We start from the raw sequence: 20,265 nt of genomic DNA on the forward strand, positions 1-20,265 counted from the left end.
AGGAAAAAAGACCGCACCAAAAAGCCTTTTTTATGCTTTTTTGTTGAAGTTTTCGTCAGATAAATCACACATTTGATGGTTATTTAGCCAGCACTCACGCCGCTATTTTATCGGATTGAGGATGCTGACCAGTTCAGCCAAACTGCTGACCGCCATTTTTTCCATCACTTTCGCCCGGTGCACTTCGACGGTTCTGACGGAGACAAAAGCTTTGTCGGCAATATCGCGGTTAATCAATCCCTGCATAACCCATTGAGCAATCATCTGTTCCCTGGGAGTTAGCGAGGCATAGCGCTGTTGTACTTGCCAGCGGCTCAGCAGTTGCTCTGATTGCAGCAAGCCTTGCTGTAACGCCGCTATCAATGGCGCAGTGGCGACCGGTTTTTGCAAGAAATCGACCGCCCCAAGTTTCATCTGTTCCACCGCTTGCGGCACTTCGCCATGCGCAGTAAGAAATATCACCGCCAATGTGCTGCTTAACTGGCGCATGCGGGCATAAACCTGTGTGCCATCAAGTAATGGCATACGAATATCCAGCAATAATACACCAGGCTGATGTAAGTCAGCCTGGGCGAGAAATTGTTCACCGTCATGCCACACCTTCACTTTATAGCCAAGGCTTTCCAGTAAAAAACGGCAGGCATCAGTGACGGCAATATCGTCATCAACCAGATGAATCAGAGACAAAAGTTAGCTCCTTGCTTAGGGTAAGTGGAAAGGTTAGCGTCACTTGCAACCCCATATTACCATTGGGGGCAATATGGTTACGTAATGATAGATTCCCGCCCTGACTGCTGAGCAGTCGTTGGCAAATAACCAATCCCAGGCCGAGGCCGTCACTCTTTGTGGAGTGAAACGGCGTAAAGGGTTGGTTGAGTTGTTCAGCAGTTAAGCCGCCAGCATCATCTTGCAAGGCCAGTACCGTGTCGTCGGCTTGTTGCTGGGCACTAAACCACAACTGACGGGCACCGGCCTGCAAACTGTTGGTTATCAGATTACACAAAATCTGATCCAGCAGTGTGGGAGGTAAATGCAGGTTTATATGGGGTTCGATATGGGTGTGTAACTGGCAAGGTGGCTGATGCTGCTCTGCCCCTAATAACTGCCAGAGGTGCAGCAGCAGTTCATGCAACGGCGGGTTTACCTTGAGGTTGTGGGAGGCGGGTGATGGTGCTTTTCCTGCCCATAGGCGCAGGTTGGCAATGGTATCGGCACCGCGCTGGGCCTGTTTGCTAATTTGCGCCATAACCGGCAGCAATGGATGGTCGGCTTGTTCCCTTTGCAGGCGAATGGCACAGCCATCGGCATAGTGCTGAATGGCACTGAGCGGTTGATTCAGTTCATGGGCAAATCCTGAGGCCATTTCCCCCAGAATACTCAGGCGTTGAGCCTGTTCCAAGGCACCTTCTCTAATACGCAGTTGTTGATGTAATTGCTCTAACTGGCGGCTGCGGCGACGCACCAAATAAGCGACCCAAATATGATTGGCTCCCAGCAACAATAAAGCCAGAGTGATAGCGGCAATCAATAGCCGATGTTGTTGTGCCCAGTCGATAATTTGCTGCCAAACGTGTGGCTGCTGTGGGTGTTGATTCACTGCGCGCAACAGACTTTCCACCTGACTGGTCGATGAGGCCGCTCCCCATTGTGGGGCTTGGCGATTCACAGGATTGAGTAAAACCCGCGTCACATTATCGGCGAGTTGATCAGGGATGTGTGCTAGCGCAGCAAATGACCAATTTGGATATAATTCCGTGCTGGTAAGGCAGGGGATAGTTGACTGCTTTGCCAGTAATGGCCGAAAGTCGCTGGCATGGACTAGCCCTTCGGCTTGCATATCTTCCAGTAAGCAGGTGGGGATGATGGCGGCAGAAATTGCGCGGTCGCGCAGGAGATAGACCAAAGCATCAACCGGGAAACCGGTAAAATGTAACTGAAAGTCTTGATCGGGTTGTAGCCCCACATCACGTAACGCTTTGTATCCCAATAAATAACCGCCGAACGCTTCGGGGGAAACGGCACCAACGCGCTTGCCGATAAGCGCCTGCGGCGAATGAATATCACTGTCTTTACGTACCAAAATCACACTGCCAATCACATTGCGGCTGGTGCCATCCGGTTCATGACTTGAGCGCAAAGAGACCAGCCAGCGTAGAGGATAGTGATTATCAATCTGCACATATTGCGCCGGGTTGGTGAGCAGAAAATCAATTTGATGCTGCGCTACAGCGCTCTTCATCGCAGATAAGTCCAGTGGCAATAACTGAAAATGCTGCTGCGGTAATTGCTGATTCAGACTATCGACAAGCGGCTGCCAATGGGCTTGTGCCTGTGCATCTCCGCGTAATGCCAAAACGCCAATCGTCCAATCACGGGCATGAGCGGTAGAAGCACACAACCACAGCATTATCGCCAGCACTCTGAAGTTCATGCATGTTCCTTTTTATGATCCCGATCGCGGTGCGCAATTGTCCTGGATCAAGTCCCTAAAGGGAATGTGGAAAACCACAATAGGGCTTCTGTTTATCAATTTCTACAATCCCTTTACCAAGAAGATTCTTATTAGAAAGATGAGAAGAAAATGGATCAAGGGAAAAGAGCATTTCTACAGAAACTGGGCGTATTAACTGCAGGAGCGGCGCTGGTACCACTGGCAGATGCTGGCTGGCAGATGGAGCCGGTGCGAAAACACGGTGATATCACACGGCGCTATGCCATGTTGATTGATTTGCGCCGTTGCATTGGTTGCCAAGCCTGTACAGTCAGTTGCGCCATTGAAAACCAACTGCCGCAAGGTCAGTTCCGTACCACAGTCAATCAGTATCAAATAGCACTGTCTGGTGCTGAAAGTGTGACTAACGTACTGCTACCTCGCCTGTGCAATCACTGTGATAACCCACCTTGTGTGCCAGTTTGCCCGGTGCAAGCCACCTATCAGAGGCAAGATGGCATTGTGGTTATCGACAATACCCGCTGCGTGGGCTGTGCCTATTGTGTGCAGGCTTGCCCTTATGAAGCGCGATTTATCAACCACAGCACCCAAACTGCGGATAAATGCACTTTTTGTGTTCATCGTCTTGATGCCGGGCTATTACCTGCTTGTGTGGAGTCCTGCGTCGGCGGGGCGAGAATTATTGGTGACTTACGTGATGGCAACAGCACATTACGTAAAATGCTGCTAGAGCATGCTGTTGATATCAAAGTGTTGAAACCGGAACAAGGTACCCTGCCGCAGGTGTTTTACCTCGGATTAGATGAGGTATTTACCCGCCCATTACAGGGCCAACCCGCACTCTGGCAGGAGGTCCACCTATGATCCGCGAAATTTTAGCTCGCCCACAAGATATCGCCTGGCTGCCGTGGGCGGTACAGTATTTCTTCTTTATTGGCTTAGCCTGCGGGGCGGTATTATTTGCCGGGGGGCAGCGGATGCTTGCACTCCGGGGAGCATTATCCGCGCAACAAAGCCAACTGGAGTTCGCCGCGCTGATGCTGGCAGTCACTGCGGTGGTGGTTGCGCCATTGGCACTTAATGCGGACCTTCACCAACCCGCTCGTGTCTGGCATTTTTATGCCCACTTTACCCCATGGTCGTGGATGTCATGGGGTTCCCTCTTTTTGCCGCTGTTTAGCCTCTGTGTCGTGGGTTATTTTCTGGCACTGATTTACAGCCGGCTGAAAGCAAAACCGTTGCCAGGGTTACTCAACGGATTGGCGCTGCTTTGCGCGCTTTCTGCTATCAGTATTTTGCTTTATACCGGCCGCGAGGTATCGATATTACGCGCCCAGCCACTGTGGTTCAGTTTGTGGCTACCTGTGTTTATTTTCCTGACGGCTTGTCAGGCCATCCCGCCCTTGTTGGCAATGTGGTTATGGCGTGAGCCGCAATATCAACCCTCACTGGCAGGTTGGCAATTCACAAACTTAGCGCTACTGGCGCTGGTCACTCTGCTGTGGGCCAGTGGTGATAATCCTTCAGCACAAGCTTTACGTCATTGGGCAATTCAGTCCCCACTTATCGCCGCATTCCCACTCATATTGTGGCTGGCATTGTTCGGGCTGGCCTTATTGATGTGGACCAAGAGATTACCGGTCTCCGTGGTGGCGATACAGGTCGTAGCCGCCTTGACGTTGTGCTGGTCGGTACGCTGGTTGTTGCTGATGCAGACGCAGACATTGCCTAAATACAACGTGTTAGCCAATCCTTATTCCTTGCCGTTTGGCAGCGAAGGATTGCTGGCAATTATCGGCACTTTCGGATTATGGATCGCAGCAATCATTGCTATCCGTGAAGGTGTCAGATGGCTTGAGCAAAAAGTATCAGGCACAAACCGAGCTGAAGAGGAAATACATCATGGCTAAGTCCACACGGCGTCAATGGTTAAAAGGCAGTCTGGCTTTGGGAGGCGTGGTGGCCTTCGGGGCCAGCTACCATGCAGTGGCGCGTAAGACACTGGCCGGATTGGTGGACGGTAGTGCTGGAAAGCTCACTCTTGACCCGATCAGTGCTAATGCCTTGCCGCCTGAAGGAATAATTGGCCAGCAATGGCAAGCCAACCCGCAACAGGCGGTTTCGATGACTCAGTGTTTCGGCTGCTGGACACTGTGCGGCTTGCGAGTGCGCGTTGATACTCAACAGAATAAAATCTTGCGCATTGCTGGTAACCCTTATCATCCATTATCTCATGATCATCATTTCCCTTATCAGTTACCCCTGAGTGAGGCACTGCAACGTTTGGGTGGCGAGCAAGGTCTGGCTGGGCGTTCAACCGCCTGTGCCAGAGGTGCTACTTTGCTGGAGGGGGTCGATAGCCCGTATCGCATCACTGAGCCGATGAAGCGGGTTGGGCCACGGGGCAGTGGTCAATGGCAGCGCATTAGCTTTGAGCAATTAGTTGCCGAGGTCACTGAAGGCGGTGATTTATTCGGCGAGGGGCCAGTGGAGGGGCTGCGGGCGATCCGCGATTTAGTCACCCCCATAGATGTGAAACAGCCATCGCTCGGGCCGAAAGCGAATCAGTTGCTGGTAACCAATGCCGGTGATGATGGGCGCGATGCTTTTATCAAGCGCTTTGCCAATCAGGCATTCGGTACCAAAAACCTTGGCAGCCACGGTGCCTATTGCGGGTTGGCTTATCGCGCCGGTTCTGGCGCGCTGATGGGGGATTTAGACAAAAATGCGCATGTTAAGCCCGATTGGGATAACGTGCGTTTTGCGCTATTTCTTGGCACGTCACCGGCACAATCGGGTAACCCATTTAAACGTCAGGGGCGCCAGTTAGCTAATGCCCGCCAGCGCGATGATTTTAATTATGTCGTCGTCGCGCCTGCTTTGCCGCTCACCACTACTCTGGCTAATCAGCATAACCGTTGGGTGCCAGTACTGCCCGGCACTGATGCGGCGCTGGCGATGGGGATGATCCACTGGATTATCGAACAAAATCGTTTTAATCACGATTATCTGGCACTGTCCGGCGAGGCTGCGATGCAAGCCGCTGGTGAGCGCAGTTGGACCAATGCCAGTCACTTGGTTATCACCACCGAAACGCATCCACTGGCAGGGCAGTTTCTGCGAGCCAGCCAACTGAGTGGCGAGCCAGTGGCGGAGGGAGAAGAAAGCCCAATATTAGTCCAAGTGGCTGATGGTACCTTACAACCGGCAGCACAAACGCTACAGGCGGATCTGTTTGTCACGCGGCAAGTCACTTTGCATGATGGGCAAAGTGTTGATGTGCAATCGGGCATGGCATGCTTGCAGCAAGCCGCCGACCGTTTTTCACTGGCGCAATACAGTCAACAATGCGGAGTACCGGAGGCCACGATTATCGGCTTGGCGCGTGAGTTTACCGCTTATCAGCGTCAGGCTGCGGTGATTTCTCATGGCGGCATGATGGGCGGCAATGGGTTTTACACCACTTGGGCTGTCATGATGCTGAATGCAATGATTGGCAACCTGAACCTGAAGGGCGGAGTCTCTGTCGGCGGGGGTAAATTTGATGGCTTTGCTGACGGGCCGCGCTATCAACTGGCAACCTTCAGCGGCATGGTGAAGCCAAAAGGTTTGCCGTTATCGCGCAGTAAGCAGCCTTATGAACAATCAGAGGAGTATCAGCAAAAAATTCGGCAAGGCCAGCCGGGTTATCCCGCTCGTGGGCCGTGGTATCCCTTTGTCGGCGGGCAATTGACTGAACAGTTAGCCCCAGCACTGGCCGATTACCCTTATCCATTGAAAGCCTGGATAAGCCATATGACTAATCCGCTATATGGGGTCGCGGGGCTGCGTAATTTGATTGAGGAAAAACTGCAAGACCCACGTCAGTTACCCCTGTTTGTCGCCATTGATGCTTTTATGAATGAAACCACCGCCTTGGCGGACTACATCGTGCCGGATACCCACAATTTCGAGAGCTGGGGATTCAGTGCACCATGGGCTGGTGTGTTAGTAAAAGCCAGTACCGCTCGTTGGCCGGTAGTGGAGTCGCGCACAGCCCGTACCGCGCAAGGCGAGCCGGTGGCAATGGAAAGCTTCTTGATTGCGGTCGCTAAAGCTTTGCAATTACCGGGGTTTGGTGCCAATGCGATGCAAGATAGTCAGGGTCAGTATTTGCCACTGGATCGGGCAGAAGATTATTACTTACGGGCGGCGGCGAATATTGCTTATGGTGGTGAAAAACCATTGCCACCGGCGGCGGATGATGAGCTGCGGCTAACGGGGGTGGATCGTTTATGGCCCGCGTTGCAACAGAGTTTACATGCTGATGAGCAGCGCCGGGTGGCATATTTGCTGGCCCGTGGCGGGCGCTTTGCCCCTTACGAGAAAAGTTGGAATGGCGATGCCACTGGGCCGCAGTGGAAGAAACCACTGCAAATCTGGAATGAGAATGTGGCGAAACATCACCATGCCATTACCGGAGAGCGCTATAGCGGCTGCCCGACTTGGTATCCTCCTCGTTTGGCTGATGGCTCGGATGTATTTGAACATTACCCGGCAAAGGACTGGCCACTGCGCTTGATGTCGTTTAAATCCCATCTGATGAGCAGTTCTACCGCGATGATCGAGCGCTTACGTGCAGTCAAAGCGACTAATTTGGTGGCGATCAATCCGTCTGATGCCAGTCGCTATGGGATTCAACATGGTGATGTGGTGCAACTGATGACACCGGGGGGCCAGATGGAGGTTCAGGTCAGTGTATTGGATGGCGTTATGCCGGGGGTTGTTGCTATTGAGCATGGTTATGGACATCGTGAAATGGGGGCCAGAATTCATACACTGGATGGGGTAAAAATGGCGGCAGACCCGCGCATTGGTCAGGGAACCAATTTGAATGATTTAGGTTTTACCGATCCTACGCGCCAAGTTCCTAACACTTGGCTAGATTGGGTGAGTGGCGCGGCGGTTCGGCAGGGGTTACCGGCCAAATTACAACTGATAAGCTAATGCATATAAGCCTCTAGTCGGGCGGCGGCATCGAGTGGTGGTTTTGTCATAAATGTGTATAAATCCCTCGCGGTTAAAGAGGGATTTATTATTTCTAAATCAGGATGTTTTCAGTGTATAAATTAGCGATGCTAATAATTATGGGAAAACAGCCAATGTCAGTGGCAAAACTCAGTGCAAGTTTGCTGGCGCTTGGCGGTCTGTTAGGCTATATCGGTGCCAATTGGCAGAGCAAATCGTTACTGATTGCTGCCGCAATTGCCCTGTTTGCAGGGGTTATTGCCTCCGGTTTTACTGATCGCGCTCCTCGTGGCAAATAGTCCCTGAGGCTTTAAAAACCGCTCGGTGGCCAATGAACGGTGCGATACTGTGCACAATCATTCCCACCATCACTAACCCTATTCCTAGCAGCGATAACCCCGTCGGCAGTGGGGCTGCCAGCCAAAGCATCTCACCAAGCAAAGCAAACAGAACTTCACCGGATTGGGTGGCTTCCACCGCCGCCAGTTTAGAATAATCTTTTTTAACCAGATTGGTGGCGGCAAAAAATAGCAAAGTGGCGATAACACCAGAGAACAGCGCGACCAACAAGGATTGGTTGATTTGTGCCGATGACGGCCAACCGACCTGTGACCAACCGTAATACGACAACAACAACCAGAAAGGCAAACTAGCGAGTGTCATGTTAAGCACCCGCTGTAAGGTATCCACATCACCTTGGCAGATATCCATCATTTTGCGATTACCTAATGGATACATAAATGCCGCCAATGTTACTGGCAAAATGCACCATAAAGCCTGTTGTAGACTGAGTGTTTGTGCATGTTGCCACTGCATTAATGCGACACCGAGGAGAATTAATAGTGACCAGCGCAGGTGCTTAAAGGGGATTCTTCCCCGCACCCGTTGTAGACCATCAGGGGTAGAGATTGATTGCTTAAAGAATGGAATCAGTAAAGAGCCCGCAATAATGGTCATTTGCCAGGAGCCGGCAACTAACCAGCCTTCGCCATAAGATCCTGCCAGACTAAGTGGGGCATAAAACAGCCCGAAACCGACCGTGCTCCACAGCAGATAGCCCGGCCAATATTGGTATAAATGGCGCAGACTTGGTACTAGCTGGCCGCGCAGCAATACCAATAACAACAGCATGGGAGCCATAAAAATAAAACGTAGTGCGGCGCTCCAAACCCAACTCCCACCGCCGAGATCCATGGCGCGATTAAGAATAAAAGTAAAAGCAAAAAACAACGAAGCGGCAAGGCCATAACAAATCGCGCGCATTATTTTCACTCATTAGCGCTGAAAGGAATAAAACAGGAATATCGGTAATTACCATTGGCGTCAAGTTTTGCCCCACAGCAAAAAACGTCAAAGATGTGCCATGGCGTTGTTTCGGGTATTATATGCGCCGCACGGGGTGACCGGTGCCAAAATATCAATTCTATTGCGCGATGATTTACCGTGGTTAGCTGTTTACGTAGTTACGTAACCCATTGAGCAGTAATAAACTATTATCAGTAACCTCTCTGAAAAACAGGAACGTACACCATGCCAGTGTTACATAACCGAATTTCTAATGAGGAACTTAAAGCGCGCATGTTGGCTGAAACCGAACCGCGTACCACAGTTTCTTTTTATAAATATTTCACATTGGAAGATGCGAAAACCTTCCGTGATAACCTCTATAGCCAATTCGTTAAACTCGGTGTCTTTGGCCGGGTTTATGTGGCCAAAGAGGGGATCAATGCACAAATTAGCGTACCGGCTAATCGCTACGACGAATTTAAAGTTGCACTATTTGCGTCACACCCAGCATTGGATCAAGTGCGGCTGAATGTTGCTCATGAAGATGACGGTAAGTCATTTTGGGTGCTGCGGATGAAAGTTCGCGAACGTATTGTGGCTGATGGTATCGATGATGATAGTTTCGATCCCAGTAATGTCGGGCATTATCTGAAGGCCGATCAGGTTAATCAGATGATTGATGATCCTGATACCTTGTTTGTAGACATGCGCAATCATTATGAATACGAAGTGGGCCATTTCGAAAACGCGATAGAAGTGCCTTCAGATACCTTCCGTGAGCAGCTGCCTATGGCAGTTGATATGCTCCAACATGACAAAGATAAGAATATTGTTATGTATTGCACCGGAGGTATTCGCTGCGAAAAAGCCAGCGCGTATATGCTGCATAATGGCTTTAAAAATGTCTATCACGTTGAAGGTGGGATTATTGAATATGCCCGCAAAGCCAAAGAACAGGGGTTGCCGCTAAAGTTTATTGGTAAAAACTTTGTGTTTGATGAGCGTATGGGAGAGCGGATCTCTGAGGATGTGATTGCGCATTGCCATCAGTGTGGAACTGCATGTGATGCGCACACTAACTGTAAGAATGATGGTTGCCACTTACTGTTTATTCAGTGCCCAAATTGTGCGGTAAAATTTGAAGGTTGTTGTAGCCAGATTTGCCAGGAAGAATTGAAGCTACCACAGGAAGAACAACGTTCTCGCCGGGCTGGTCGTGAAAATGGTATTAAGATTTTTAATAAATCGAAGGGATTACTGCAAACAACAATGCATATTCCAATGCCAGATAGCAGTTCAGATAAAAAATAATCATAGCGAAAGTTCTCTGTATTGTAGCTAACACTGCTGCAACTTCAAATTGAAAGGGGATACATCACTTAACCTGCTGGTGGTGCTATTAAAATAAGACGTTGTCGGTTATTTTATCCGGTAGCGTCTTTTTTTTGCCATTGTGAGCGGTGGCAGTTTCAATGCAAGGATTGATAATGACAACACCGGTGGTAAGTAACCAAGGTTTGCGGTTAGTTGCAATGTTGGCAATGCTGGTAGTGATTATGGCAGGGGTCAAGGCCGCATCACCTATCGTAGTGCCGTTTTTATTGGCGATTTTTCTCGCTATCGTCTTGAATCCTTTGGTGAAATTATTACAGAGAATAAAGATCCCCCGCACATTGGCGATTGTCTTATTGGTCACCATTATTGTGTTACTGATGGCATTACTATTTAGCCGCTTAGGTTCTTCATTAAATGAATTCGCCCGTTCACTACCGCAATATCGCGGTATGATGCTGGAGAAAATGCGCGATCTGCAAGAATTCTCGATGCGCTTTAATATTGAGTTCTCGGTGGATGACATTATGAAACATGTCGATCCCAGCACTGCCATGAACTTTATTACCCGTCTGCTTAGTCACTTGTCTGGTGCCATGGCCAGCACGTTCTTGCTGCTAATGACGGTGGTCTTTATGTTATTTGAAGTGGAACGCCTGCCTTATAAAATGCAGTTGATGTTTGACAATCCGGAACAAGGCAATGCGATTCTTAAACGCGCACTGAATGGTGTGACACATTATCTGGTCATTAAAACTATTATTAGCATTGCAACGGGGATTGTTATTTGGTTATTCCTGGCAGCAATGGGGGTGAGATTTGCTTTCCTGTGGGGGTTACTGGCTTTTGTTTTGAATTACATCCCTAATATCGGGTCAGTATTAGCAGCTGTTCCGCCGATCATTCAAGCCTTACTCTTTAATGGTTTTGCTGACGCTTTTGCTGTCACTTGCGGTTATATTCTCATTAACCTGATTGGCGGTAACATCATTGATCCACGGATGATGGGGCGGGGGTTGGGTCTCTCGACGCTGGTGGTGTTCCTGTCATTAATTTTCTGGGGATGGCTATTGGGGCCGATAGGTATGTTGCTTTCGGTACCATTGACCATTATTGCCAAGATTGCTCTTGAGTTAACACCCGCCGGTTATAAATTTGCGGTGTTACTGAGTGATGGTAAACCCATTAAAGTTGAGTCGGATAAGGTTAGCTGATAAAGCGTCCTAAAGCTGCAAAGGGCCACAGATAGATTGATATCTGCTGGCCCTGACTAAAAATCTAGAAAGATGTAGGAAAGCGTAAATTAATAGAAGAAGAAATAAATATCGAGCGCTAGTAGAATCAGCCATAAGCAGATATAGAGCACCAGATGCTGCCGTACATTATTGATAACTATTGAGAGCAATTTATTTAACATACGACTGCCTGCGGCTGAAATCATTCCCCATTATATACTCATAGAACCTGAAATTGCAGGGGGTTAGCTACATTCACTCACTAACGTTATGTATCAATTAATCCTGACCTATTTTTTATAGCGGGCTCTCTATTTATATAAACAATCTCAGTATAAATACTTAAAGACATTATAAATAAAACACAGTTCCAGACGGTTTCTAACTTTTATTTTCTCGGTAATATGACGTTTGTGTGAGTAAACAGTACTGTCGCTAATATTCAGCTTTCGAGCTATGCGATAATTAGGCATTTCCGTCATCCAATAGCACATGACTTTATGTTCTTGTGGACTGAACAGCGATGAGGAGCATGAGGGGAGTTGCTCACAGACATCGTCTGAGAAGCTGGATAACATTTTTAATAGTTCAGGCAAATGCCTTTTAGCCAAGATTGAGACTGAGTCAGTGAGAGGTATAGGTGTGTTGCTAAATGGGTATGATGCATCCAGATAAATATAAACCTTTGCCCGATTACAGCAATTGAGAAACTTCTCTAATAAAGGGCAATGTCCACCGAATCGACAATATTGCGTAAGATTAACAATTATTATCTCAGGATTAAAATCGTGAATCGCCAATGTTGCCTGTGCAACGGTAGGCACATCCATTAAATTAAGAGATATTGAGTTATTTAAATAAGTATTTACCCCTGAACGGGTATAAAAGCATTCGTCGATAATTAATATTTTCATGTGACATACATCCTTGTCTAACAGCAACCATACCTGACTGCATACAAGGATAAGGTAATCCTCTGACGACTAAGACGTCAATTCGGGATTTACGAGGTTTATTTACGGATATAACGAATAAACTACCTTATAATAATTCAAATGGCAGTATTTCATACTGAAAAGGAAATGTCAGCAAATTGAATGAAATACCGATGACTCATTTGAAATAGAAATGGTCATCGGCGATATTATGCGCGTTATTTTTGCGATCTAATATTACGAATTTGCAAAACGAGACAAGGAAAATGCTGAAATATCAATAGGTGAAACTTTGTCTTGGGCAAATAGAGCCGCGACTTCACCCAGAGCAGTGGCAAACTTAAATCCATGGCCACTTAAGCCAGTCACCACCATGATATTAGGGTTATCTGGCAAGGTATCGATGATGAAATCCTCATCAGGGCTCATATCATAACTGCATGCGGCCCCATGGAGGCAAACGCCAACGCCGGGTAAAAAGTTGCGTAAAAAACCAAATACTTCAGTGCCATCTTCAGCATAACTGCCGAAAGGTTTTCGCTGTGCGGCAGACTCAATGGGCTGCCCTCCATTATGTTTACCGAGTTTCAGCTCATCATTTTGCGAGGGGAAACCGTAATAGTGGATATTATCCGGTGTTTCGACGGTGAATGCGGGGAAATGGTTATTTTCACTGTAGCGTCCATCGGCATGATGCCAGGAAAAGACTTTGCGTACTGCCGTCACGGGCAACTCTGGAAGTAGTTCTTTGACCCAGGTTCCGGCGGTAACAACCACCTTACGGGCACTGTAGGTACCATCTATGGTCACAACATCGACACCGTCATCCAGTGGCTCAATCGCGGTGACAGGGCAGTTGAAAAGGATGCCACAACCGGCTTCAGTGACTGCTTTGATCAGTGTTTTTATGGCTAACTCGGAACGCAAGAAACCTGCTTGTGGTTCGAACACACCAATATAATTGTCTGGCACAGTAAACACGGGCCATTTCTCGCGAACCTGCGCCGCATTTAAGGTTTCTACTGGCAAATTATATTGTTGGGCGCTGTACTGGGCATTTTGCAGGAAAAGTGAATCAGCAGGCCCCAAATTAAGCACACCACTGGCCTGGAATAACGTCTCCCCGGTTTGGGACGATAGCTGATTCCACAAGGCTTGAGCACGTAATACTAAGGGAACATACTTCTCACCTTCACCATAAGCATGGCGAATGATTCTGGTATCACCATGATGACTCCCCGCTTGGTGTGGTGGCATTGCACTGTCAATCATCAGTACCTTTAAACCGGCTTGTGAGGCGTAGTAACCTGCGGCAGAGCCGACAGAACCGCTACCGATGACAATCAAATCGTAATCCATATTTTTCACCTTGGGGAATATCACTGTAGGCCTATTTAACACTCTCTGATGAGTAGCTCATAGTTATCGTGGTAATGACCAGAAATATTAAAATTAAAGCTAGCGGCTAGCGATAAAAATTAAAACGATAGTAATAGCACGGGAGTTAGAGGAGAAAAAGAGATGTTAGCTATATTAGGGGAGAGCGGTTAATAAAAAGGCACCAAGTGATATTCACGGGTGCCTTTTTATCGATTTGAAAATGAACTGGTATAAAGAATTAATGCTTACGATAATCCAAGTCTTGATATTCTGATGACTCAATTTTAGCAATGCCTGCTTCTAAGATATTTATTAATTGGCGTGCAACATCAGTCGTCAGCCAGAGTGTTCTATCAACGAGTGCATCTTCTGGCGGTTGATCCATGGAAGACAGGTAATGAAGACGTATCATCATCGCGTCATATACATCTACAGTGCTGATATCCCAACCTACGAGTGGGTGAGTCTGGATAACTTCATCATTTCTGTCCATAAAGACCCCTTATATAGTAGTTACTGACTGGAGTGACTAACGAGGATCCATGCGGCTCAATACTGGGTGAGCTTTTTTAGTATACGCAACCGTTGCTGAATTTGGAGATTATCCACAGATCTTTACAAATTATTTATTTTATGATGATTAATTAAGCGAACAGAGAGAGTGATAAGAAAAAATTAATAACGTGCAATTTAAACATGTCTATAAAAAAGCCGAGGAGCGACTCCCCGGCAAAACAGCATTAGTGTGGGTTACTCCGCATCAAACCAATCGTCAGCGCTTTCCCATATTTCTTGTAATATTTCAGAGATCAGATCTTTATCTGTTTTGGCTCCGCCTAAAACAGACAGATTATTAGCACCAGCATAACGTACTTGTACTGCAGTCGTGGTGTCCGGAAATTTGCTATTCAGTCGTTTACTCAATTCATGAGTGAGTGCTTCGATAGCACCTGCGGGTAACGGGTTTTTTTTATCAATACTGACTTCAACACGCATATTTGGCCCTCCGAATATTTATACTGTTTATTTATACAGTATAAATATTCAGGCCGCAACTAGCAGAGATAAAAATTTCACTGTAGAGAAAGATGCTTCCCGACAGTGAACGTTATCAGGCTTTCACTGACCAATTAAGAGTTTGGCCCGCGAGGAAAGGAATGACCGATTCCTTTCCTAATGGGATTTCTTCCGGTTGTTGGAACGGAGTCCGAACCAATTCAACAAAATCCTCGTTAACAGGCAGGTTATAGAAGCGTGGGCCATTTAAGGAACAGAAAGCTTCCAGATGTTGCAATGCATGCATCTCTTCAAATACGGTGGCATAAGCAGGTAATGCAGATGGCGCGTTGAAGACACCAGCACAGCCACAAGATGACTCTTTGCGATGCTTGGCATGAGGTGCAGAGTCAGTTCCGAGGAAGAAACGGTCAGAGCCGCTGGCGACTGCCTGACGTAACGCTTCCTGATGAGTACCTCGTTTCAATATAGGCAAGCAGAATAGATGAGGGCGAATCCCACCTACCAGCATGTGATTACGGTTAAACATCAAATGCTGTGGGGTAATGGTCGCCCCAAGGAAACGATTGCCTGCCAGCACATAATCAGCAGCGTCTTTGGTTGTAATATGCTCAAAGACAATTTTCAACTCAGGGAAGTTGCGGCGAATCGGTTCCAGGATTATTTCAATAAAACGTGCTTCGCGATCAAAGATATCCACTGCAGCCTCGGTAACTTCACCGTGGATCAACAGTGGCATACCTATCTTCTGCATTTGTTCAAACAGAGGATAAATTGCTGGAATATCCGATACACCGTGAGTCGAGTTAGTGGTGGCATTGGCAGGGTATAACTTGGCTGCGGTAAATACACCTTCTGCAAAACCGCGAGTCAGTTCGTTGATATCCAGCGTATTGGTCAGGTAGCAGGTCATCAGTGGTGTGAATTTATGGCCTGTTGGTGTTGCAGCCAAAATACGTTCCCGGTAAGCAATCGCGCTATCGACTGTGGTAATCGGTGGCGTCAGATTTGGCATAACGATGGCTCGAGCGAACACCTCGGAAGTATAGGGCAGCACGGTACTGAGCATTTCGTCATCACGTAAGTGAATATGCCAGTCATCTGGGCGGCGAATTTTCAGGGTGTTAGATTGTGCAGTCATTCAACGGGCTCCGCAGTCATGATGAAATATCGGGGTTTTTATGCTGTTTCTGGCGGGGTCTAAGGATAAGCGGAAAGTGCTCAGGATGCATCTGATTGTTAGGGTTAGGTTGAAAACAATATAAAAAGGGCATCTTATAGAGGGGCTCGGGGTAAAATTTGCCCAACAGGGTGAGCGATTAATTAGCCATCAAATACGCTAATTGAATGTATAACATGGGAGAATAACTATGGAAGTCCGTGTCATCGCCAGTTTAGTGGCAAAACCTGAATTTACTGCTGCGGTTAAAGCTGCGGTTCATCAAGTGATTGAACCCAGCCGTGAGGAACAAGGAAATCTGCAATATGATCTCCATGCCGAAAGCGATAAACCAGGTTCTTTTGTGTTTTTCGAGCGCTGGGAATCTGATGAAGCATTGGAAAAACATAATAAAACTGGGCACTTCAAAGAGTTTGTCAAATCGATAGAAGGCAAGCTTGAGAGCATTGAGATAAAAAAAGTGAAGCAAATTGCTTGAGCATTTTATCGAAATAAAAAACCCGCCTGCTGGCGGGTTTTTGTAGGGTTCGAACTAAACAATATGGTTGTTAGTCGACCGATTGTGGTTTGGTTGCTGGTGCTGTGGCCTGAGTTACCGCAGCATGACCACCTGCAGAACCTTTACCAGCAAAATCAAAGGCCGGGCGTTCCCAATGACCTTGACTCGTTGATGCTGGAGCATAATCAGGCGCCGGAGCTTTAGTCATCGGTGCTGAAGCATAGTGTTTGAATAACACCCCTTCAGGCTGAGCAACTACCGGCTGTTGAGACACGATAACTGTCGCTGCATCGGTTAGTGGCTCAGTAACACTCGCATCTTCAGTCACATTCTCAACCACAGTTTCACTTGTGACTTGTTGTTCAGCAATAGCCTCTTCAACAACCGTTTCGGCGGCAGCGGCTGTTTCAGCAATAACTTCTGGTGCTGCTGCTTCCACAACTGTTTCTTCGACTACAGCCTCTTCAACGACTGTCTCTTCAACGACAATGTCTTCAGCGATCGTTTCTGTAATCACAGCTTCTGGCACGATGGTTTCTTCAACCACAGCTTCTGGCACGATGGTTTCTTCAACCACAGTTTCAGTAGCAACAACCTCTTCAACTACTGGTTTGACAATGACTGGAGCCTGTTCAATTGCGGCCAAGGTTTCAGCTACCGGTGTCGCATCTGCAACAGCAATGTTTGCCGTCGTCGGAGTTTCAACAACCGCGGCTACCATTGCTGGCTCGACAACGTCAGGTGTCGGTGCCACAACAGGTGCACGGCCAGGTACGGCTGCAGCTGAAGATGAAGAACCGCCTGGTTTATGTTGTGGCGCAGGCGTTGGTGCAGGAGCGGCAATTTCTGCAACAGCGGCAACAACAACAGGGGCTGCAATAATCGGAGCAGCAACGGCTACGACTGCAGCTTCTGGCACTTGTTCTACAGGTAGTTGTTCTTCAACCGGATTCTCCACAAAAGCTCGTTCAATCGGTTGAGCAACCGGGTAACGAACCCATACTTTGCCAGAAGCCATTTCTGGCGAGGCAAAAGCACCTGCCAACGGCATAGCAGACTGTGCTGGATAACGCTCATCACGGTAGCGACGGCGACGTTGACCACTGACACGCAAATGGCGAGGTGAACGGCGAGAGCGACGTGGCATGCCATTTTCATTATTGGCGTTGCGGTCGTTAGTCACTTCATCATCAGCTTGGTTGCTTGGCTGTGGCAATAACTTCACTTCTTCCTGTACAGCTGGCGCGGCAATGTGAGTTACCGGTTCGCTGGCAGGATTTTCCACAACATTCAGCTCATCATTGGCCGATTGAATACGGACTTTCTGACTCAACTGACGACGTTGACGGCGCTGCATCACCTGCTGACGTTCTTCCTGCTCAGGCTGCTGTACGTCTTCTACAACACTGACCTCGGCAACATCAACTTTCGCTTTAACGTCTTGTGGAGCTTGGCGTTTGTCATCTTGACGGCGACGTTGACGATCACCACGACGCGGCTGCTGCTCTTCACGCTGTACTTTATCCGCATCAACGACATCAGTCTGTGCTTGTGGTGCAGTAGCTTGTTGAGTAGGGCGCTTATTACGACGTTGATCTTCACGGCCTTCGCGATTGGAATTATCACGATTCGTGTTATCACGGCCTGAACTATCACGAGAGCCATTGTTCTCACCACGACCTGAGTTATCGCGGCCTTCACGTGGTGTGCGGTCATTGCGATCTTTACGGCCATTGTTCTGACGGCGAGGATTACGGCGGTCATTACGGCGATTCTCGTTGGTTTCAGTTTTTTCAACTTCAACCGGTTTGACTTCAGCTTCTGTCGAACCACCGAAAATACCCTTCAGGCCACTGAACAGACGACTAAAGAAGCCTGGTTGTTCAGGGGCTGCGGATGCCTCAGCCTGTGGTGCGACTGCTGGCTTAACCGCGGTAGCAGCTGGAGCTGATTCTGGTGGAACTTCAGTTGGCAGAGAGAAAGTTGCCAGCGCCGGTTGTTCTGGGCGTTTACGCTCCATCGTCGCTTCTTCCAGCGGTTGCGCCATTTCTGCTTCATGCAGCTGTGGCAACAAATAACTGAGAGAAGGAACTTCTTCACCTTTACGTACGCGCAGCACCGAGTAATGTGGGGTTTGCATCTGATCGTTTGGCACGATCACCGCACGCACACCGCCTTGGCGTTTTTCGATGGCATTAACTGATTCACGTTTTTCGTTCAGCAGATACGAGGCAATTTGTACCGGCACAATCGCGTGAACTTCATGGGTATTTTCTTTCAGCGCTTCTTCTTCAATCAAACGCAGAATAGAAAGTGACAGGGATTCGTTGTCACGCACGGTACCGGTGCCGCTACAACGTGGGCACACATGGTGGCTCGACTCACCCAGTGACGGACTGAGGCGCTGACGGGACATTTCCAGTAAACCAAAGCGCGAGATGCGGCCAATCTGGATCCGCGCGCGGTCTTGACGGACGGCATCACGTAAACGGTTTTCCACTTCACGCTGGTGGCGCACGGGGGTCATATCGATAAAGTCGATAACAATCAGGCCACCCAAGTCACGTAAACGCAACTGACGGGCAATTTCATCTGCCGCTTCAAGGTTGGTATTGAAAGCAGTTTCTTCGATATCACCACCACGAGTTGCTCGTGCGGAGTTGATATCAATCGCGGTCAAGGCTTCAGTGGTATCGATAACGATAGAGCCACCGGAAGGCAGACGAACTTCACGTTGGAATGCAGATTCAATCTGTGACTCAATCTGGTAGTGGCTGAATAATGGAATTTCACCACTGTACAATTTGATTTTACTACTGAAATCCGGGCGGCCCAGTGCAGCGATATGCTCTTTAGCCAGTTCGAGAACTTTAGGGTTATCGATCAGGATTTCGCCGATGTCCGGGCGCAGATAATCACGGAAAGCACGGACAATCACGTTACTTTCCTGATGAATCAAGAACGGCGCAGGGCGACCTTCAGCGGCTTTTTTAATCGCATCCCAGTGCTTAAGACGGAATGATAAGTCCCATTGCAGCGCATCAGCAGATTTACCTACACCCGCGGTACGCACAATCAGACCCATGCCATCAGGCAATTGCAGGGAGGATAAGGCTTCTTTCAGTTCAGTACGGTCATCCCCTTCGATACGGCGAGAAATGCCACCGGCACGTGGGTTGTTTGGCATCAGAACTAAATAACTACCGGCCAGACTGATAAAAGTCGTCAGTGCGGCACCTTTATTACCGCGTTCTTCTTTATCAACCTGAACAATAACTTCCTGGCCTTCGCGCAGCACATCTTTGATGTTTGGGCGGCCATGAGAGGAATAATTACTAGGGAAATATTCGCGAGAAATTTCTTTTAGTGGGAGGAAACCATGCCGTTCAGCGCCGTAATCAACAAAAGCGGCTTCCAGGCTGGGTTCGATTCGGGTGATTTTACCTTTGTAAATATTCGCTTTTTTCTGTTCATGACCTGGACTTTCAATATCCAAATCATACAGCCGCTGTCCATCTACAAGGGCAACACGCAACTCTTCTTGCTGAGTTGCGTTAATCAACATTCTTTTCATCTTTAACTTACTCGTTATTTTTACATTGTCATTAGAACTGCGGGCAAAATAACCTCATGGTCGGGTAAACCGATGACCCCGAGTCTTCTCGCAAAGCCGTCAACCTCACGGTTGTCGCCTGCATAGGGGCGCATTATTTCGGTAAGCCTGTGTTTCTTTCTGAAAAACAGCGCTTTTATATAAAGGGCAGCTTCTGAATATAAGACAACAGAGCTTTACCCACTTGCCGACCAAGCTGCAACCCGCAGCCCGCTAATTGCTTGATTTCACATTACGTCTTACGCCATTGCTGCGTTTTTGTGTGACCAGGCAAAGTTTATTATTCCACTAGTCTCTTGGTCTAACGAGAATCAACGCAGAATTAATC

The 20,265-nt window shown here is 48.2% G+C and carries 17 protein-coding genes; 7 read left to right on the top strand and 10 right to left on the bottom strand.

Annotated elements, in window-relative coordinates; genetic code table 11:
• Window positions 1-102: 102 nt before the first annotated feature.
• Together ttrR and ttrS are read right to left on the bottom strand one after the other, a co-directional pair.
• Window positions 103-687, bottom strand: a complete 585-nt coding sequence (gene ttrR / locus DJ58_RS14985; RefSeq protein ID WP_032911284.1) for a tetrathionate respiration response regulator TtrR — start codon at window positions 685-687, stop codon at window positions 103-105.
• Complete coding sequence (ttrS, locus tag DJ58_RS14980) at window positions 665-2,431, bottom strand: tetrathionate respiration histidine kinase TtrS (protein ID WP_004709890.1); 1,767 nt, start codon at window positions 2,429-2,431, stop codon at window positions 665-667. Before ttrS ends, ttrR begins: the two co-directional genes overlap by 23 nt.
• A gap of 150 nt (window positions 2,432-2,581) precedes the next feature.
• On the opposite strand from ttrS, the gene ttrB reads away from it, so the two are divergent.
• From ttrB to DJ58_RS0121660, 4 genes are all read left to right on the top strand, one after another.
• A complete protein-coding gene (ttrB, locus tag DJ58_RS14975; protein WP_004709888.1) occupies window positions 2,582-3,316 on the top strand; it encodes a tetrathionate reductase subunit TtrB in 735 nt (244 codons plus the stop codon).
• Window positions 3,313-4,362, top strand: a complete 1,050-nt coding sequence (ttrC, locus tag DJ58_RS14970; RefSeq protein ID WP_032911281.1) for a tetrathionate reductase subunit TtrC — start codon at window positions 3,313-3,315, stop codon at window positions 4,360-4,362. The genes ttrB and ttrC overlap by 4 nt, the downstream gene beginning before the upstream one ends.
• Window positions 4,355-7,438, top strand: a complete 3,084-nt coding sequence (ttrA, locus tag DJ58_RS14965) for a tetrathionate reductase subunit TtrA (RefSeq protein ID WP_032913215.1) — start codon at window positions 4,355-4,357, stop codon at window positions 7,436-7,438. The genes ttrC and ttrA overlap by 8 nt, the downstream gene beginning before the upstream one ends.
• 113 nt (window positions 7,439-7,551) lie before the next feature.
• A complete protein-coding gene (locus tag DJ58_RS0121660; RefSeq protein WP_050299234.1) occupies window positions 7,552-7,758 on the top strand; it encodes a hypothetical protein in 207 nt (68 codons plus the stop codon).
• Here the strand turns inward: DJ58_RS0121660 and DJ58_RS14960 are convergent.
• On the bottom strand, window positions 7,730-8,722 hold the full coding sequence (locus DJ58_RS14960) for a DMT family transporter (RefSeq protein ID WP_032911187.1): 993 nt from the start codon (window positions 8,720-8,722) through the stop codon (window positions 7,730-7,732). The genes DJ58_RS0121660 and DJ58_RS14960 overlap by 29 nt on opposite strands.
• Window positions 8,723-8,989: 267 nt before the next feature.
• On the opposite strand from DJ58_RS14960, the gene trhO reads away from it, so the two are divergent.
• Both trhO and DJ58_RS14950 read left to right on the top strand, forming a co-directional pair.
• On the top strand, window positions 8,990-10,057 hold the full coding sequence (gene trhO / locus DJ58_RS14955; RefSeq protein ID WP_004709669.1) for an oxygen-dependent tRNA uridine(34) hydroxylase TrhO: 1,068 nt from the start codon (window positions 8,990-8,992) through the stop codon (window positions 10,055-10,057).
• Between the two features lie 176 nt (window positions 10,058-10,233).
• Entirely contained in the window at window positions 10,234-11,292 is a 1,059-nt protein-coding gene (locus DJ58_RS14950; RefSeq protein ID WP_032911184.1) for an AI-2E family transporter, read from the top strand.
• An 89-nt stretch (window positions 11,293-11,381) separates the two neighbouring features.
• On the opposite strand, the gene DJ58_RS22590 is transcribed toward DJ58_RS14950, so the two are convergent.
• The 6 genes from DJ58_RS22590 to pyrC form a co-directional block, all read right to left on the bottom strand.
• Window positions 11,382-11,519 carry a DUF2770 family protein gene (locus tag DJ58_RS22590; RefSeq protein WP_004709666.1) on the bottom strand — a complete coding sequence of 46 codons (138 nt, stop codon included), beginning with the start codon at window positions 11,517-11,519 and terminating at the stop codon, window positions 11,382-11,384.
• A gap of 123 nt (window positions 11,520-11,642) precedes the next feature.
• Complete coding sequence (locus tag DJ58_RS14945) at window positions 11,643-12,227, bottom strand: LuxR C-terminal-related transcriptional regulator (protein ID WP_004709664.1); 585 nt, start codon at window positions 12,225-12,227, stop codon at window positions 11,643-11,645.
• Between the two features lie 258 nt (window positions 12,228-12,485).
• The gene (gene solA / locus DJ58_RS14940) at window positions 12,486-13,607 is read right to left on the bottom strand and encodes an N-methyl-L-tryptophan oxidase (protein ID WP_032911182.1); all 1,122 of its coding nucleotides are present in this window, start codon (window positions 13,605-13,607) and stop codon (window positions 12,486-12,488) included.
• Between the two features lie 259 nt (window positions 13,608-13,866).
• Window positions 13,867-14,121: a biofilm formation regulator BssS gene (gene bssS, locus DJ58_RS14935; protein ID WP_004709660.1), complete on the bottom strand. Its 255-nt coding sequence runs from the start codon at window positions 14,119-14,121 to the stop codon at window positions 13,867-13,869.
• A 257-nt stretch (window positions 14,122-14,378) separates the two neighbouring features.
• Window positions 14,379-14,624: a DNA damage-inducible protein I gene (gene dinI, locus DJ58_RS14930; protein WP_004709658.1), complete on the bottom strand. Its 246-nt coding sequence runs from the start codon at window positions 14,622-14,624 to the stop codon at window positions 14,379-14,381.
• Between the two features lie 115 nt (window positions 14,625-14,739).
• A complete protein-coding gene (gene pyrC, locus DJ58_RS14925; protein ID WP_004709655.1) occupies window positions 14,740-15,786 on the bottom strand; it encodes a dihydroorotase in 1,047 nt (348 codons plus the stop codon).
• A gap of 229 nt (window positions 15,787-16,015) precedes the next feature.
• On the opposite strand from pyrC, the gene DJ58_RS14920 reads away from it, so the two are divergent.
• Window positions 16,016-16,303: a putative quinol monooxygenase gene (locus DJ58_RS14920; RefSeq protein WP_004709654.1), complete on the top strand. Its 288-nt coding sequence runs from the start codon at window positions 16,016-16,018 to the stop codon at window positions 16,301-16,303.
• Window positions 16,304-16,373: 70 nt separating this feature from the next.
• Here DJ58_RS14920 and rne read toward each other — a convergent pair whose 3' ends face one another.
• On the bottom strand, window positions 16,374-19,898 hold the full coding sequence (rne, locus tag DJ58_RS14915; protein WP_032911179.1) for a ribonuclease E: 3,525 nt from the start codon (window positions 19,896-19,898) through the stop codon (window positions 16,374-16,376).
• Between the last annotated feature and the right edge of the window lie 367 nt (window positions 19,899-20,265).

It is taken from the genome of Yersinia frederiksenii ATCC 33641, from assembly GCF_000754805.1.
Taxonomy (GTDB): Bacteria; Pseudomonadota; Gammaproteobacteria; order Enterobacterales; family Enterobacteriaceae; genus Yersinia; species Yersinia frederiksenii.

Bases quoted from the DNA above. Each gene is read 5' to 3' on its own strand.
- ttrS (WP_004709890.1), bottom strand. From the start codon at position 2,431: ATGAACTTCAGAGTGCTGGCGATAATGCTGTGGTTGTGTGCTTCTACC.
- ttrB (WP_004709888.1), top strand. From the start codon at position 2,582: ATGGATCAAGGGAAAAGAGCATTTCTACAGAAACTGGGCGTATTAACT.
- ttrC (WP_032911281.1), top strand. From the start codon at position 3,313: ATGATCCGCGAAATTTTAGCTCGCCCACAAGATATCGCCTGGCTGCCG.
- ttrA (WP_032913215.1), top strand. From the start codon at position 4,355: ATGGCTAAGTCCACACGGCGTCAATGGTTAAAAGGCAGTCTGGCTTTG.
- DJ58_RS14960 (WP_032911187.1), bottom strand. From the start codon at position 8,722: ATGCGCGCGATTTGTTATGGCCTTGCCGCTTCGTTGTTTTTTGCTTTT.
- trhO (WP_004709669.1), top strand. From the start codon at position 8,990: ATGCCAGTGTTACATAACCGAATTTCTAATGAGGAACTTAAAGCGCGC.
- DJ58_RS14950 (WP_032911184.1), top strand. From the start codon at position 10,234: ATGACAACACCGGTGGTAAGTAACCAAGGTTTGCGGTTAGTTGCAATG.
- DJ58_RS22590 (WP_004709666.1), bottom strand. From the start codon at position 11,519: ATGATTTCAGCCGCAGGCAGTCGTATGTTAAATAAATTGCTCTCAATA.
- DJ58_RS14945 (WP_004709664.1), bottom strand. From the start codon at position 12,227: ATGAAAATATTAATTATCGACGAATGCTTTTATACCCGTTCAGGGGTA.
- solA (WP_032911182.1), bottom strand. From the start codon at position 13,607: ATGGATTACGATTTGATTGTCATCGGTAGCGGTTCTGTCGGCTCTGCC.
- bssS (WP_004709660.1), bottom strand. From the start codon at position 14,121: ATGGACAGAAATGATGAAGTTATCCAGACTCACCCACTCGTAGGTTGG.
- dinI (WP_004709658.1), bottom strand. From the start codon at position 14,624: ATGCGTGTTGAAGTCAGTATTGATAAAAAAAACCCGTTACCCGCAGGT.
- pyrC (WP_004709655.1), bottom strand. From the start codon at position 15,786: ATGACTGCACAATCTAACACCCTGAAAATTCGCCGCCCAGATGACTGG.
- DJ58_RS14920 (WP_004709654.1), top strand. From the start codon at position 16,016: ATGGAAGTCCGTGTCATCGCCAGTTTAGTGGCAAAACCTGAATTTACT.
- rne (WP_032911179.1), bottom strand. From the start codon at position 19,898: ATGAAAAGAATGTTGATTAACGCAACTCAGCAAGAAGAGTTGCGTGTT.